Consider the following 14,896-nt stretch of genomic DNA (forward strand, 5'->3'; position numbering starts at 1 on the left):
CCCCAGTTAAATGGTTAAAGAATCAAGACCGCCGTCAATAATAAAGAATTAGCGATAAACATACAATTTGCGGCTTACTCTCAGATTCTTTAAATACACAGGATACGAAAGTGGGCGCCGGTAAGGCGCCCGTGGGTTTCGACCAAGCATCGGCTTGAATTTCTAGCCTTTACTGGTATCGGTAAACTCGGGATAGGCTTCCATACCGCACTCGGAGAAGTCCACGCCATGGTATTCATCTTCTTCACTCACTCGAATGCCCATCGTCAATTTGATGACGAACCAAGCAAGCAAACTGCTGACAAATACGAAGCCGAAGATAGAAGCAATACCGATTAATTGCGCGGATAGTTTCGCTTCCGGATTAGTGATACAAACCGCCAACAATCCCCAAACGCCGACGACCCCGTGCACTGACAACGCACCAACCGGGTCATCTAATTTCAACTTATCCATCGCGATGATAGAAAAGAATACAAGTACACCGCCTGCGGCACCGATCAAGGTCGCTTGTAGCGGCGTGGGAGTCAGCGGTTCGGCAGTAATCGCAACCAAGCCGGCCAAAGCTCCGTTCAGGATCATAGACAAATCCGCTTTGCCGAACTTAATTTGAGAAACCGCCATCGCCGCGATCAAACCGCCGGCTGCCGCCGCATTGGTATTTACGAACACCATCGCCACCGAATTCGCTTCGCCCACATCGGAAACTTTTAATTCGGAACCGCCGTTAAAGCCAAACCACCCCATCCATAGAATAAAAGTGCCCAAAGTAGCCAAAGGTAAATTACTACCCGGAATAGGAATGACTTCGCCATTCGGACCGTATTTGCCTTTACGCGCCCCTAACAATAAGACACCTGCCAGTGCGGCGGTTGCTCCGCACAAATGCACCACGCCGGACCCGGCAAAATCCAGAAACCCTAGCGCATCCAGAAAGCCTTTGCCCCATTTCCAATAGCCTTCGATCGGGTAGATGAAACCGGTCATCACAACTGCAAAAAATAAAAACGCCCATAGCTTCATACGTTCAGCGACGGCACCGGACACGATGGACATTGCCGTTGCGACGAACACCACTTGGAAGAAGAAATCGGCCAATCCTGAGTAATATGTTTCACCGTTACTACCCAAAACCTCCTCCACGGTATGGTCCGGACCAATTAGAAAATTGATTCCCGGCCATACGCTATTGACAGGTTCACTCGGATACATGATGCCGTAACCACAGAGCAGATACATGGTGCAGGCAATTGCAAACAATGCCACATTCTTAGTCAGAATTTCCGTCGTGTTTTTGGCGCGGACCAACCCGGCTTCCAACATCGCGAAACCGGCACCCATCCACATCACTAAAGCGCCGGTTATCAGAAAATAAAAAGTATCCAGCGCATAACTCAGTTCAACAACTTTATTTAGGTTTTCCACATGTAGCTCCTCATTAAAGACTTATAGCGCTTCTTCGCCAGATTCGCCCGTTCTAATTCGAACGACGCTCTCCAAATTAGAGACAAAGATTTTGCCATCACCGATTTTGCCGGTATTTGCAACCTTGACGATGGCTTCAACAGCTTGCTCTGTCATGCTGTCAGCCACTGCCACCTCGATTTTGGCTTTTGGCAAAAAGTCGACCACATATTCGGCTCCTCTGTATAGCTCGGTATGGCCTTTCTGCCGACCGAAGCCTTTGACTTCGGTAACAGTAACGCCAGACACCCCTATATCGGACAATGCTTCACGCACATCATCCAATTTAAACGGCTTAACAATCGCTGTGATTAGTTTCATAAATTGGCACCCCACTCACTCATAGCTAATTACCTCATTAAAAACATACAAAAAACTTCACAGCAGGCCAAGCAGGTAATATGCCAAAATATAACATACTGTTTTTTATGATATTAACGACTTAACCTTACCAAACACCCAATTTAAAGCACCACTTTGGCGCGCTTCGCTTTATTTTGGAGCGTCTGAAAAATCCACAGATCCTCAACATCGGCAACGCCGTTTTTCGATTGACGGGCTCAAACAAAACGCCGACTTAATGCACCAAGACAGGAACCAATATACCCATTATGGTGCATAAAAAAGCCATTAAACACCGCAACTTAGGTGTATGTAGCGGAAAAACAACAATTTATTTATTGGCACAACATGTGCATAAAGCGTGGTTAAGCTATTACTAGGAGAAATCAAATGAAACAAGTCATACCCTCATTTATGATCGGCGGTTTGATACTAATTCCATTTTATGCACACGCAGACGAAGCATTTGATGAGGGCCTGAGGCTAGAGTCGTATCCCCCGTCAAACGAACCAAGCACACCCGGCGATGATGCGGGCATGATCGAGTCTCTATCCGGATATAACGTTAACAACACCAACTTCCTAAAAAACAACAACATTAGCGTTGGCGGCTGGATAGACGGGGGTGTTACTTGGGCATCTCACGACAACAAAGACGAAAGCAATTATCCAATTAGCTTTAACGATCAAGTCAACACTTTCCAGCTTAATCAGTTGAACTTATTCATTGAGAAGAGCCTGAACAAAGGCAATGACTGGGATTTTGGCGGCCGTGTCGATTTCATGTTCGGTACCGACTCAGCCAAAACCCAAGCAAGAGGATGGGATAATCAAATCCTGCCCGATGACGTAGGTCATTACGATGTTGCATTCCCGCAAGCATACGCCGAAATCTATGCGCCATTCGGCAACGGTATTACCGCGAAGATCGGGCATTTTTACACCATTATCGGCTATGAGGTTGTGACATCTCCGGACAACTTCTTTTATTCACACGCCTACACCATGCTTTATGGCGAACCGTTCACGCATACCGGCGCATTACTGAATTACGACATCAACAACAATATCTCCATCACCGGTGGCGCCGTGATGGGTTGGGACAATTTTCGCGATGATCCGGGCGCCTGGAGCTTCCTCGGCGGAGCAACGTTTACTACCGACGACGCGGACACTTCATTGGCGGTTTCTTTAATTACCGGCAATCAAAGCGAACACGTCAATAACGGCACCACGATGTACAGCGTCGTCTTGCAACACAACTTCACCGAAAAATTGCACGTGGTTCTGCAGCATGACTACGGCACCGAAGACAACCAACCGGTTGAAGGTGAAAACGCTGACTGGTACGGAATCAACAGCTACTTATATTATGACATCAATGATAAATTAGCCGCTGGTGTTCGAGGCGAATGGTTCAGAGACAGTACCGGTTTCCGCACGGGATATGACGGAAGTTATTACGAAGTCACCGGCGGCGTTAACTACACACCCACCTCGTGGATAAAACTACGGCCTGAACTACGCTACGATTGGTTCGATGCGGACGGAAATTCCAGCCCTGCGTTTGACGGAGGAACTGAAAGCGACCAGTTCGAAATAGCAATGGATATGATCCTAACCTTTTAATCCAAACCATTGGCGTAAAAGAGCCCGAAATCATACGCAAAAAATAAGCGTTTGTTGCTGTGGCTCTTTGTCAAGATTGATGATATTGTAATTGCCGTTTATATACTTACTAACAATAAACAAGCACACTTTAGGAGACTTTGGCCGATGTCAGTAGAGAACGTTTTAAAAATGATGCAAGAAAATGACGTTAAATTCGTCGATTTTCGTTTTTGCGATACGCGTGGTAAAGAACAACACGTGACCTACCCTGCTCACACTGTCGATGAAGACACCTTCGAAGAAGGTAAAATGTTCGATGGCTCTTCTGTTGCCGGCTGGAAACACATCAACGAATCCGACATGATTCTGATGCCTGATCCCAGCAGCGCGAAAATCGATCCGTTCTTTGATGACAAAACCATGATCTTGCGTTGCGACATCATCGAGCCAAAAGACATGCAAGGCTACGAACGCGACCCACGCTCAATCGCAAAACGCGCCGAAGCTTACATGCAATCCACCGGAATTGCCGACACTGCCTTATTCGGACCGGAAAACGAATTCTTCATTTTCGATGACGTACGCTGGTCTGCCGACATGAGCGGATGCTCTTATAAAGTTGACTCCGAAGAAGCCGGTTGGAACTCGGAGAAAGTCTACGAAAACGGCAATATCGGTCACCGCCCAAGCGTAAAAGGGGGTTACTTCCCAGTCCCACCAGTCGACTCTTTACAAGACATGCGCTCCGCGATGTGTTTGGTAATGGAAGAAATGGGCCAAACCCTGGAAGTACACCATCACGAAGTGGCAACAGCCGGCCAGTGCGAAATCGGTTCCAAATTCAACACCTTGGTTAAAAAGGCCGACGAAGTACTGGAATTGAAATACGTCATCACCAACATCGCCCACGCATACGGCAAAACCGCTACATTCATGCCTAAACCGTTGGTTGGCGACAATGGTAACGGCATGCACGTTCACCAATCTTTGGCCAAAGGCGGCGTTAACCTGTTCACCGGCAACTTATATGGCGGCCTGTCTGAAATCGCACTGTATTACATCGGCGGCATCATCAAACACGCCAAAGCCTTGAACGCACTAACCAACGCCTCTACCAACAGCTATAAACGTTTGGTACCCGGTTTCGAAGCGCCTGTGATGCTGGCTTATTCTGCGCGTAACCGTTCTGCATCTATCCGCGTGCCTTACGTCAATAACCCTAAAGCACGTCGTATCGAAGTCCGATTCCCGGATTCAACTGCTAACCCATACTTGGCGTTTGCTGCGATGCTGATGGCCGGTTTGGACGGTATCCAAAACAAAATCCATCCAGGCGACGCAATGGACAAAGACCTATACGATTTGCCGCCGGAAGAAGAGAAAAACATTCCTCAAGTCTGCTTCTCTTTAGATCAAGCTTTAGATGCGCTGGATCAAGATCGTGAATTCTTGACTCGCGGCGGTGTATTTACCGACGATGCGATCGACGGTTACATTGCACTGAAAAAACAAGACGTACAGCGCCTACGCATGAGCACTCATCCTGTTGAGTTCGATATGTACTACAGCCTGTAGCGGTCTCTAGCAGACCCAAGCAATCCCGCAACCCCGCAAGTTTACTGGCTTAGCGGGGTTTTTTATGTCCCTAGCCCCCCTAATCCGGCTATTTTGTCCCGAATTTTAGATTCGATATTCGATGCGGAAATAAAGAAGTTAAAAGCAACCGGAATATCAAAAAACCGATAATAAAGGTTTATCGTTAAATCGAAGGGCGATCAGTATTGGCACTATGAATTTCGTTTCAACGGAAAGAAACAGAAATACGGCTGCGGCAACTATTGTGGCACAGGGGGCGATCCGACATCAACGAAAGCGAAGTCTTTGGCAATATTCAAAAATAACCCCCACCTAATTTAAAGCGAAACTGCAATCAGTTTGTTGCCCTACTCGCTAAAACTAATTTAAATCGGTCTGCTTGGACTTTTCGGCTTTCAGAATAATTCCGGCCAACGGCGGTAATGTCAGAGAAATCGATTGAGGCAGATTCATCCATTGGATCGGGTCCGACACGATTGGAGAGTTTGCAATGTTGCTACCATCGTACAAACTCAAATCAGAGTTAAAGATTTCCTGATAAACCCCTTCCAGCGGCACCCCTATGCGGTAGTTATGTCTAACGACCGGCGTAAAATTGAGCACGATGATTAACTCTTGATCTTGAATTTTACGCCGGTAGCTGATCACCGATTGCTCGGCATCGTGGCAATCTATCCATTCGAAGCCGTGATGATCGAAGTCGTGCTTAAACAAGGTCGGCTCAGACTGATAAATCCTATTCAATTCTTTCAGAAGGTTTTGTATGCCTTTATGGTGCGAGTAATCCAGCACATACCAGTCCAGTGAAGCGCTAGAATCCCATTGCGTACCCTGTCCGAATTCGCAGCCCATAAACAAGAGCTTTTTACCCGGATAAGTGAACATCATCGTATAAAGTAAACGGAGATTCGCAAAGCGTTGCCATTCGTCGCCCGGCATTTTATTGACCATCGATCCCTTGCCATGCACCACTTCGTCGTGGGAAAAGGGTAAGGCGAAATTTTCGGTGAACGCGTAGAGCATACCGAAGGTCAATTTATCATGATGATAACGGCGATGAACCGGATCTTCCTTCATATATTCGAGGATGTCGTTCATCCACCCCATATTCCATTTCATCGAAAAACCCAGGCCTCCGACATATGTCGGGCGAGTCACGCCGCCCCAAGCCGTCGACTCCTCCGCCATCATCACTGTGCCCGGATGTTGCTGATGCGTCACAGTGTTCAATTCCCGGAAAAAATCGATGGCCTCGATATTTTCGTTGCCGCCGTATTGATTCGGAACCCATTCGCCATCATTACGGGAGTAGTCCAAATAGAGCATCGATGCGACTGCATCGACCCTTAAACCGTCCAGATGAAACTCCTCCAACCAGAAAATCGCACTGGATAACAAAAAGTTTTTGACTTCATTGCGGCCGTAGTTATAGATCAGGGTACCCCAATCCCGATGTTCGCCTTTGCGCGGGTCCTCGTGTTCGTAAAGCGCGGTGCCGTCGAAACGGGCCAATGCAAAATCATCTTTGGGAAAATGAGCGGGAACCCAGTCCAAAATGACGCCTATATTATTTTGATGGCAAGTGTCTATGAAATAGCGAAAATCATCCGGCCTGCCGAAGCGGCTGGTCGGCGCAAAATAACCGGTTGTCTGATAGCCCCACGACGCATCCAGTGGATGTTCGGTAATGGGCATTAATTCAATATGAGTGAAGCCAAGTTCTTTCACATAGTCGACGAGTTGATCGGCCAAATCGCGATAGCCCAGAACATTGCCCGAATGATCGCGCTTCCATGATCCCAAATGAACTTCGTAAATCGACATCGGTTCGTGCAACCAATCATGACTACTTCGGTTTTCCATCCAAGTCCGATCTTGCCAGTCATAAACGGTATCATCCACGATGACGGCGGCGGTATTGGGCCGCAACTCAAACAGCCGCCCATAAGGATCCGTTTTGCTGATAAGCTGACCGGTATGGCGATTCAAGAGCTCAAACTTATACAAACGCTCCGCCTCTAGGCCCGGAATAAAAAGCTCCCAAATTCCACTACTGCCAAGGCAGCGCATCGGATGGCAACGGCCGTCCCAACGATTGAAATCGCCTATAACGCTGACACGTCCAGCATTCGGTGCCCAGACTGTAAACAAAACACCCGAAATGTTATCGACAGTATGAAGATGTGCCCCCATTTTACGGTAGGCATGCCAGTGTTTTCCTTCGGCAAACAAATGGCGGTCAAATTCCGATAATTGCACATCAAAATCATAGGGGTCGTAAGCCGTGTGTTGCTCGCCGTTCTTATCAATCCATGACAGTTGATAATGTTCGCCCAACGCCCTCGGCTCGGCGACACACTCGAAAAAATCGGTTTCCGGCAGACGCGGAATTTCCGGGCCGCCGTTGGCGAAATAAACTGACTCCGCATAAGGTAAATAGAGCTTCACTTTAAATAGCTTGCCGTGCGGATGGCGGCCCAAAATCGAAAAAGGATCATGATGCCGCGCTTCAATGATTTTGATCGAATCGGGGTCAAGCGTTGCGTTATATGATTTATTCATTTTGGGTCGCCTTAATGTCATCGGACAAAATCGCCATTGTGCGCCGGTTAGGCACAGGTGGTTAGATATTTCCGAAAATAGAAAAATCGGAACCGTTCAATTGGAACGCTGAATGTCAAGCCATCTTATAGTTTTCAAAACTTAAACCGGGCGAGTGTAACAATCATTTGCTGCAAAACTATTACAACTTCAATCGAGGTTATTTTTTTCGACAGACGTCATCGTAACCCGAAAAATTTGCCGCTTCCGGATTTTCCGTTGTAATCGCATCCGGCAAACTTTGATTTACTTAGTAAATCCGTTAACAGAAAGGCTTTCGCCCTTGGCTAACTTGGGCAACTTCCCTTCCAAACCCATCGCTGCTTTCATGACCTTATTTCGGATAGGAGTCAAACGTTCCGCTAAGCCTAAGCCGATATTCCTAATCAGCTTGACCGGTAAAATATCGTTACTGAAGGATTGATAGAACAGATCCATCACCGTCATCATTTTTAGATTTTCGTTGCGGCGCATGGACTCATAGCACTTAAGCACTGAAACATCGGCAATATTTTTACCGTGCGTATGCGCGTCAACCACGACTTCGGCCAAGGCTGCGGCATCCAGTAAACCGATATTGACACCCTGACCGGCCAAAGGATTGATCATATGCGCCGCATCGCCGACCAGCGCCACGCCCTGTTTGACATAACTTTGCGCATGCTGTCGTCTGAGCGGAAAGCTGGCCACCCCTAATATCCGAGTTATTTCCCCCAAACACTCGGGAAAAGCAGCCTCCAATTCGGACTTCAATTGCTCGAACGACAAGGCTTGCAAGCGGCGCACTTCATCAGGAGATTGATACCAAACGATCGAACCGTAATTTCCCGTGAGCGGCAAAAAGGCTTGAGGACCGCTGGAAACAAAACGCTGCCAGGTAATATCCTGTTGCGGATATGCTGTTTCGACATAGATTACCAAAGCATGTTGTTGGTAATCCCACCCGGTCACACCCAATCCTACCGCTTGTCTGACCCGTGACTGCCCGCCATCGGCTCCCACTAGCAATTTGGCGTATAAAACCTGGCCGTCGTCCAATACGATTTCGCTCGCATGGCCATCGTAATGAATCTGACTAATCGTTTGCGGCATCATCAACTTAACGTTATCAAATGCTTCCAATCGGTCCAGCAGCGCCAACTGCGTCACGCGATTTTCAACGATATAACCTAACTCCGGCGCGTTGATATCGTTACTATTGAATGTCGTATCGCCGGCATTTTCCCACACCCGCATACGCCGGAAAGGGCAAAAGCGCCTCGAAACGACTCCTTGCCACGCACCGACGGTTTCCATGATTTTTCGAGATGCAACACTCAAAGCGGAAACCCGCAGGTCATGCGGCTGGTCGGAAGAAAACGGTTTCGGCACTTTCGATTCGATTACCGCAACTCTTAGATTACTATTGCCCAGACCGCACGCCACCGCGGCACCGACCATACCCCCGCCCACTATGACTACATCGAATTCTTGTTTCATATTCGTCACGATTTTAAACACTAAAAGTTAACAGTTTCCCTGGCATACTCCACAGCTCGTGAAATGACAGAAAAGCAGCCACATGTTATGATTAGAAAGTTTCACTAAGTGAAATTTAAATAAGTTCGCATGTTTCTGGCTGCTTTCGACGACTCTAACACGCGGCAGACCGAAACACCATAAACAGCGTGAACCGTTTTTATACGGCGACGTATTTGAATAAGCATGACAGGATCTGGATAGCAATGATGAATAACGCCCAGAAAAACAACTCAGTACATATGCTTTATGATTCCGACTTATCCCAAGACAGTTGCGGAGTTGGATTCATCACGCGTAAGGATAGCAAACAAACGCATGATCTATTGATCAAGTCCCACGAAGCGCTATGTACGATTCCTCACCGAGGGGGCATGAGCGCCGAAGGCATAGGTGATGGTGCGGGTGTTAATATTGATATTTCGCTTAAGTTTTTCCGTAAGATTACGAATATTGAAAATTTGGAACTAGGTCAATTCGGCGTCGCCAATTTCTTTTTTCCGGAAGATCATGACCGTTACGACTCTGCGGCAACGCTGTTGGTTGAAGACCATCTGAAGGAATTCGACCTGCCCGTCATCAAATGGCGTGACGTGCCGGTAGACAAACTGGTACTCAACACGGCAGCGATCAAAGCCCAACTGCCGATCAAACAACTGATTTTCGGTCGCCCTGCTTCTTTAAAGGATGCCGGCCGCGACGAATTTGAAAAACACATCCAAAAAGCCCTGTTGGCAATCGAAGCCGACGGTTTCAGTCGGCCGGAACTGATCGGTTTCTATCCATTGTCAATGAGTTCGCGCACATTGGTCTATAAAGGCCGCTTGAATTCGTTCGAAGTCATTCCGTATTTCGTCGATCTTTACGACAAGGATCACGAAATCAGCACCTTGTTTTTCCACACCCGTTTTTCAACCAACACCGCACCGGCGACGATGATGGCTCAGCCGTTCAGATACATGGCGCATAACGGGGAGTTAAACACCGACAAGAAGAACCGCCTCAGCGAAAATGCCATCGCCCGCCAAAATAACAAACATATCGTGTTTCCGTGCGGACAATCCGACTCAGGTCGTCTTGATCAGACGCTGACTCGCCGTATCAACGAAGACGAGCTGGACATCGTCACCGCCATTTTGGCAATGATGCCTCCGGCTTGGGAAAACGACCCGACCTTGTCCGACGACGTCAGGGCCATGCTGGAATATTTCAGCTTATATGAAGAAAAAAACGACGGTCCGGCCGCGTTGATTTTCAACGACGGTATCCGCGTCGGCGCCCGCCTCGACCGCTTAGGCTTGCGCCCGCTGCGTTCAGTGGAAACCACCGACTATTTGGCCGTCATGTCGGAAGCCGGCCAAATCGATTTCCCGCCTGACCAAGTACTGAAACGGGGCCGTATCGAAGCAGGAGGGATGCTATATTTTGACCACAGCACGGGCCAATCTTACGACAGCCACCAAGTTTTAGAAAAACTGGCCAAGGAAAAAGACTACAAAGCCATGCTGGCCGAGCGCTGCATTCACATTAGCGGTCTGCCTAAAGTCGATCTGTCTGAAATCGGCAACGACCACGAGTTCAACATCGATCAACGCCATACGGCCTATGCGTTGAATCAGGAAAGCTTTAAGTTTTTGCTCGATCCGATTCTACAAAGCGGTTTGGAAAAAGTCTCGGCTATGGGATACGGCCTGGCTCCTAACGCACTGAGCGCAGCCGAAGGCGGCATGTCGCGTTACTTCAGCCAACGCTTTGCCCAAGTCACCAACCCGCCGCTGGACTCGTTGCGTGAAAGCGACGGCATGACTTTGCGCGTGGCTTTAGGTGCAAAACCGACATTCGCACCTCCCACCAGCAAACAGTTGATGATCGAATCGCCCATCCTGCAACGCACGCAGTTGGAACAAATCCGCCGGCAAACCGAGGTCAAAACCATCACCTTGGACATGGTTTACACCCCGGATTTCGATGATCCGGAAAAAAACGAAAACGCGTTAGAAGAATCCATACAGTCGGTCTGCGAACACGTCGAACAAGCTGCACGCAACCATATCGGGATCATCATCCTAAGCGATACCGATATCGGCCAGACCAAAGCCGCGATCCCGGCTCTGTTGATGGTCGCTGCGGCCAACCAACATATGGTTAAACAAGGCTTACGCTTCAATTCTTCGCTGGTTTTGGAAACCGGCCAGGCAGCCAGCCCGCATGATGTGGCTACCATATTGGGCTTCGGCGCCTCGGCAATTTGCCCGTTGAGCGTGCATAACCGCATCATAACCGAATACCCGGACAACCAAACACGTCAAAAAGCCTTAAACAACTTCCAAAAAGGCGTCGAAAAATCGCTGATGAAAACCATGGGCAAATTCGGCCTGTGTACGGTGGAAAGTTATATAGGCGGCGAGTTTTTCGAATCCAATTATCTGGATACCGACGAACCCAAACTAAAGCCCTACTTCCCAAATATCAACTCGTCGGTTGGCGGCGTGCGTTACGCCGATATCGCCGCCAGCGCCACCGAATGGCACCATAAAGCAATGTCGGTCAAGGATGAAAACGACATTCCGTTCCTGGGCTTATTCAAAGAGCGTCAGGAAGGCGCCGGCCACACCTTCGGCAATATCGCGGTACGCGAATATATCAACATGACCGACGAGCCTATCCTGTATATAGCGGCTGAAACAGGTGCGGCAGTAGGCCTGGAGCCAACGCCGCAGAAACAACAGGCTAAGCAGGCTAGCGATACCGCATATCGCGACTTCGGTTATGAAAAACGCACGCCGGAACAAATCGATACGTTCGGCATTACGCCGGCTTACCGCAGCTTTACCCGCAACTTAGCGCAAGAACGTGCCAGTCGCCCTGCCGCGCTGCGCGACGTTATGGAATTTCCTGCCGATGTTTCGACCGCTCTCGGCAAAGAAGATTTCGATCGTCTGTTGGGTGCTCAGGATTTGTACGGCAATAACAATTTCACGATCCGCGGTCTGCAGGTCGAAAAAGTGAATGATGCCGTTTTCAACATTCGCTTTAACGAAAACAACAGCAAGGCCAGATTGGGACAATTGTCCGAGCACTTAAAAGTGCGTTTTGCCGGAAGCGATTTCGTGCTGACCGTTGAAAGCAGCTGCATCAACGCCCGTGCTAACGACAGCGACAGTCCGATCTACTTTTACCTGAACAACATTCGCGATACCCGTCCCGGCATTGCCCTAGATTCCGTTCAACCGGCCCACGAAATCACGGCTACTCTCGCATCCGGCGCCATGAGTCACGGCGCGTTGCTGGCCGAGGCGCACGAGGCGGTGGCCATGGGCACCAACATAGCCGGCGCGAAAAGCAATTCAGGCGAAGGGGGCGAACATTCCAGCCGTTTCGGTACGCTGCGCTCCAGCAAAATCAAACAATTCGCATCGGGCCGCTTTGGTGTGTGGGCCGGCTACTTGGCGGATCCGACCATAGAAGAGATCGAAATCAAAATCGGCCAGGGCGCGAAACCCGGCGAAGGCGGTCAGTTACCCGCGCCTAAAGTATCGGTCGAAATCGCCGCGCTACGCGGCGGCACCCCCAAAGTCGAACTGGTCAGCCCGCCGCCGCACCACGACACCTACTCTATCGAAGACCTAGGACAGCTGATTCACGATGCAAAAGCAGCCCGGGTAAAAGTCGTTGTCAAGCTGGTGTCTTCCGAAGGCATAGGCACCATTGCGGTCGGCGTAGCCAAGGCCGGAGCCGACGTCATCAACGTGGCCGGTAACACCGGCGGTACCGGTGCCGCGGCGGTCACCAGCTTGAAAAACACCGGCCGTTCGCCGGAAATAGGCATAGCCGAAGTTCATCAAGCATTATCCGTGAACGGCTTGCGTGATAAAGTCGTTTTGCGTTGCAGTTCGGCGCATCAAAACGGCGCCGACGTGGTCAAATCCGCGATTCTCGGGGGTGACTCGTTCGAATTCGGCACCACCGCATTGATGATGTTGCGTTGCGTGATGGCGAAAAACTGCAACATCCGTTGTCCGGCAGGTTTGACTACCGCTCATGAAGAATTCAAAGGCGATCCGCGCGTACTGGCGCAATTTTTCATGAATCTGGCTCACGAAGTCAGAGAAATTCTGGCCGATCTTGGCTATACCAGCTTGCGCGAAATCCGCGGACAAACTCATCTTCTGCATTTAATCGACCACCCTGCCATGGTCGGCCAGATTCATTTGCAAAAACTCCTGACCGAAGTGCGGGAAGTCAAAATCGAAAAACCGATTTATTTGGAAAAAGACTACTCGATCGACGACATCATTTTCCCAAAAGTCAAATCGGCGCTGTTTGAAAAAGGTCAAACGCGGGTGATCATAGAAGGCGACAAACTCAAACTGAATAATCGTAACAAATCCGTCGGCGGCCAAACCGCTATCGATTTGGAGCGTCTGCTACAGTACGAACTAAGCGATGATAAAATCGCCGAGTCGAAAATCATCTACACCAATCAACACGGCCGCCGCTATCTGGCCGACGATACGATCATCGTCCGCACGCATGGCTCGGCGGGCCAAAGTTATGCCGCATTCAACAACGACGGTATACGCATGGAGCATACAGGCACATGTAATGACGGTGTCGGTAAGACCTCCTGCGGCGGCATCATCGTGGTCAAGTCGCCCGGCGGCGGCTCGAAGCTGCCCGGCGAAAACGTGCTGATCGGCAACTTTGCCTTATTCGGCGCCTCCGGCGGCAAAACCTTTATCAACGGCGAGGCCGGCGACCGCTTTGCGGTGCGTAACTCCGGCGCGATGGCAGTCGTTGAGGGTGTAGGCGATTTCGCTTGCGAATATATGATCAACGGCGCGGTATTGAATTTAGGCGGATTCGGCAAAGGTTTCTGCACCGGCATGTCCGGAGGTAATGCCTATCAATACGACCCCGATAACCGCCTGGAAGCTTTGTATGATAAAACCTCAGTCAGCATTCATACCCTGACTGAAGGCTCCGATATCGCAGCAGCCCACGAGCAGTTCATCCTTTACATGCTGGAGTTACATATCGAATACACCGCCTCGGAAAAAGCCAAAGCGATCCTGAGCAATTGGGCGGAAGCTCGCCAGCACTTCAAATTCGCTTTACCGTTGTGGTTGAACAGAACCCAAACCGCTGAGTTTTTAAGCCAGTCCATGGACCGTAAGACGATGATAGAGGAACTTTCCGTCGCTTTCGCCCAAAAACAAATCGCGTTGGTTAAAAAGGCTTACCTGACGAATACCACGTTGTTTAACGGTGCGATTCCGGGGTATGGAGACATCGACGGCGAGCTAACCTTAAAATTGATCAATAGCTACGCCGTGATCGACAAAGCGCAGCAAATCGCTAAAGACCAGCTTCAAAAAGCCGGCCTGCCGTTAAGCGATGCCCTGATCGACGAACATGCGCGCAAACTCATCATGGAACGCCCGCGCAAACTACAGGATGCGCTGATTAAAAACCTGCGCGAAGCCTATAGCCAATATGACGACGCTCAATTAGCGACGTTAATGGCGGAAAAACGCTTGAACGACTATAAAGCGACTTTAATGTTGCGCGACGTACAAAGCATCTATTCCATCGGCTCCACCGCCTGGATTATCGAACAGGACAACATCAACCGCCGGGCGCTAACCGGTGTACCGTCCGTCGATAAAAACCTGGCCAGCCTGGAAAGCCTAAGCATAGTCAAAGGCATGCTGGAAAGCGAGTCGGCTTGATCTGATAACAGGCGGGCGCAAGCCCGCCCTAT

Annotated in this window: 7 protein-coding genes; 3 read left to right on the forward strand and 4 right to left on the reverse strand. The window is 49.4% G+C overall.

Going from position 1 to position 14,896, the window contains the following annotated elements:
- Nucleotides 1-162: 162 nt before the first annotated feature.
- Nucleotides 163-1,425 (reverse strand): ammonium transporter, encoded by a 1,263-nt coding sequence (locus ACW73I_RS04195; protein WP_458027977.1) that lies wholly within the window; start codon nucleotides 1,423-1,425, stop codon nucleotides 163-165.
- Nucleotides 1,426-1,446: 21 nt separating this feature from the next.
- The gene (locus ACW73I_RS04200) at nucleotides 1,447-1,785 is read right to left on the reverse strand and encodes a P-II family nitrogen regulator (protein ID WP_458027978.1); all 339 of its coding nucleotides are present in this window, start codon (nucleotides 1,783-1,785) and stop codon (nucleotides 1,447-1,449) included.
- Between the two features lie 411 nt (nucleotides 1,786-2,196).
- Here ACW73I_RS04200 and ACW73I_RS04205 point away from each other — a divergent pair, with 411 nt between their 5' ends.
- Together ACW73I_RS04205 and glnA are read left to right on the forward strand one after the other, a co-directional pair.
- Entirely contained in the window at nucleotides 2,197-3,435 is a 1,239-nt protein-coding gene (locus ACW73I_RS04205) for a porin (protein WP_458027979.1), read from the forward strand.
- A 147-nt stretch (nucleotides 3,436-3,582) separates the two neighbouring features.
- Entirely contained in the window at nucleotides 3,583-4,992 is a 1,410-nt protein-coding gene (glnA, locus tag ACW73I_RS04210) for a glutamate--ammonia ligase (protein WP_458027980.1), read from the forward strand.
- A gap of 381 nt (nucleotides 4,993-5,373) precedes the next feature.
- Here glnA and glgB read toward each other — a convergent pair whose 3' ends face one another.
- Together glgB and ACW73I_RS04220 are read right to left on the reverse strand one after the other, a co-directional pair.
- Nucleotides 5,374-7,575 (reverse strand): 1,4-alpha-glucan branching protein GlgB, encoded by a 2,202-nt coding sequence (gene glgB / locus ACW73I_RS04215; RefSeq protein ID WP_458027981.1) that lies wholly within the window; start codon nucleotides 7,573-7,575, stop codon nucleotides 5,374-5,376.
- A gap of 285 nt (nucleotides 7,576-7,860) precedes the next feature.
- Nucleotides 7,861-9,093, reverse strand: coding sequence for an FAD-dependent monooxygenase (locus ACW73I_RS04220; protein WP_458027982.1), 1,233 nt, complete (start codon nucleotides 9,091-9,093; stop codon nucleotides 7,861-7,863).
- Between the two features lie 245 nt (nucleotides 9,094-9,338).
- Between ACW73I_RS04220 and ACW73I_RS04225 the strand changes: the two genes are divergently transcribed.
- Nucleotides 9,339-14,864 (forward strand): glutamate synthase-related protein, encoded by a 5,526-nt coding sequence (locus ACW73I_RS04225; RefSeq protein WP_458027983.1) that lies wholly within the window; start codon nucleotides 9,339-9,341, stop codon nucleotides 14,862-14,864.
- Nucleotides 14,865-14,896: the final 32 nt, after the last annotated feature.

The organism is Methylomonas sp. MgM2, assembly GCF_054172045.1.

Coding starts and splice junctions, on each gene's coding strand:
- ACW73I_RS04200 (WP_458027978.1), bottom strand. CDS start 1,785: ATGAAACTAATCACAGCGATTGTTAAGCCGTTTAAATTGGATGATGTG.
- ACW73I_RS04205 (WP_458027979.1), top strand. CDS start 2,197: ATGAAACAAGTCATACCCTCATTTATGATCGGCGGTTTGATACTAATT.
- glnA (WP_458027980.1), top strand. CDS start 3,583: ATGTCAGTAGAGAACGTTTTAAAAATGATGCAAGAAAATGACGTTAAA.
- glgB (WP_458027981.1), bottom strand. CDS start 7,575: ATGAATAAATCATATAACGCAACGCTTGACCCCGATTCGATCAAAATC.
- ACW73I_RS04220 (WP_458027982.1), bottom strand. CDS start 9,093: ATGAAACAAGAATTCGATGTAGTCATAGTGGGCGGGGGTATGGTCGGT.
- ACW73I_RS04225 (WP_458027983.1), top strand. CDS start 9,339: ATGATGAATAACGCCCAGAAAAACAACTCAGTACATATGCTTTATGAT.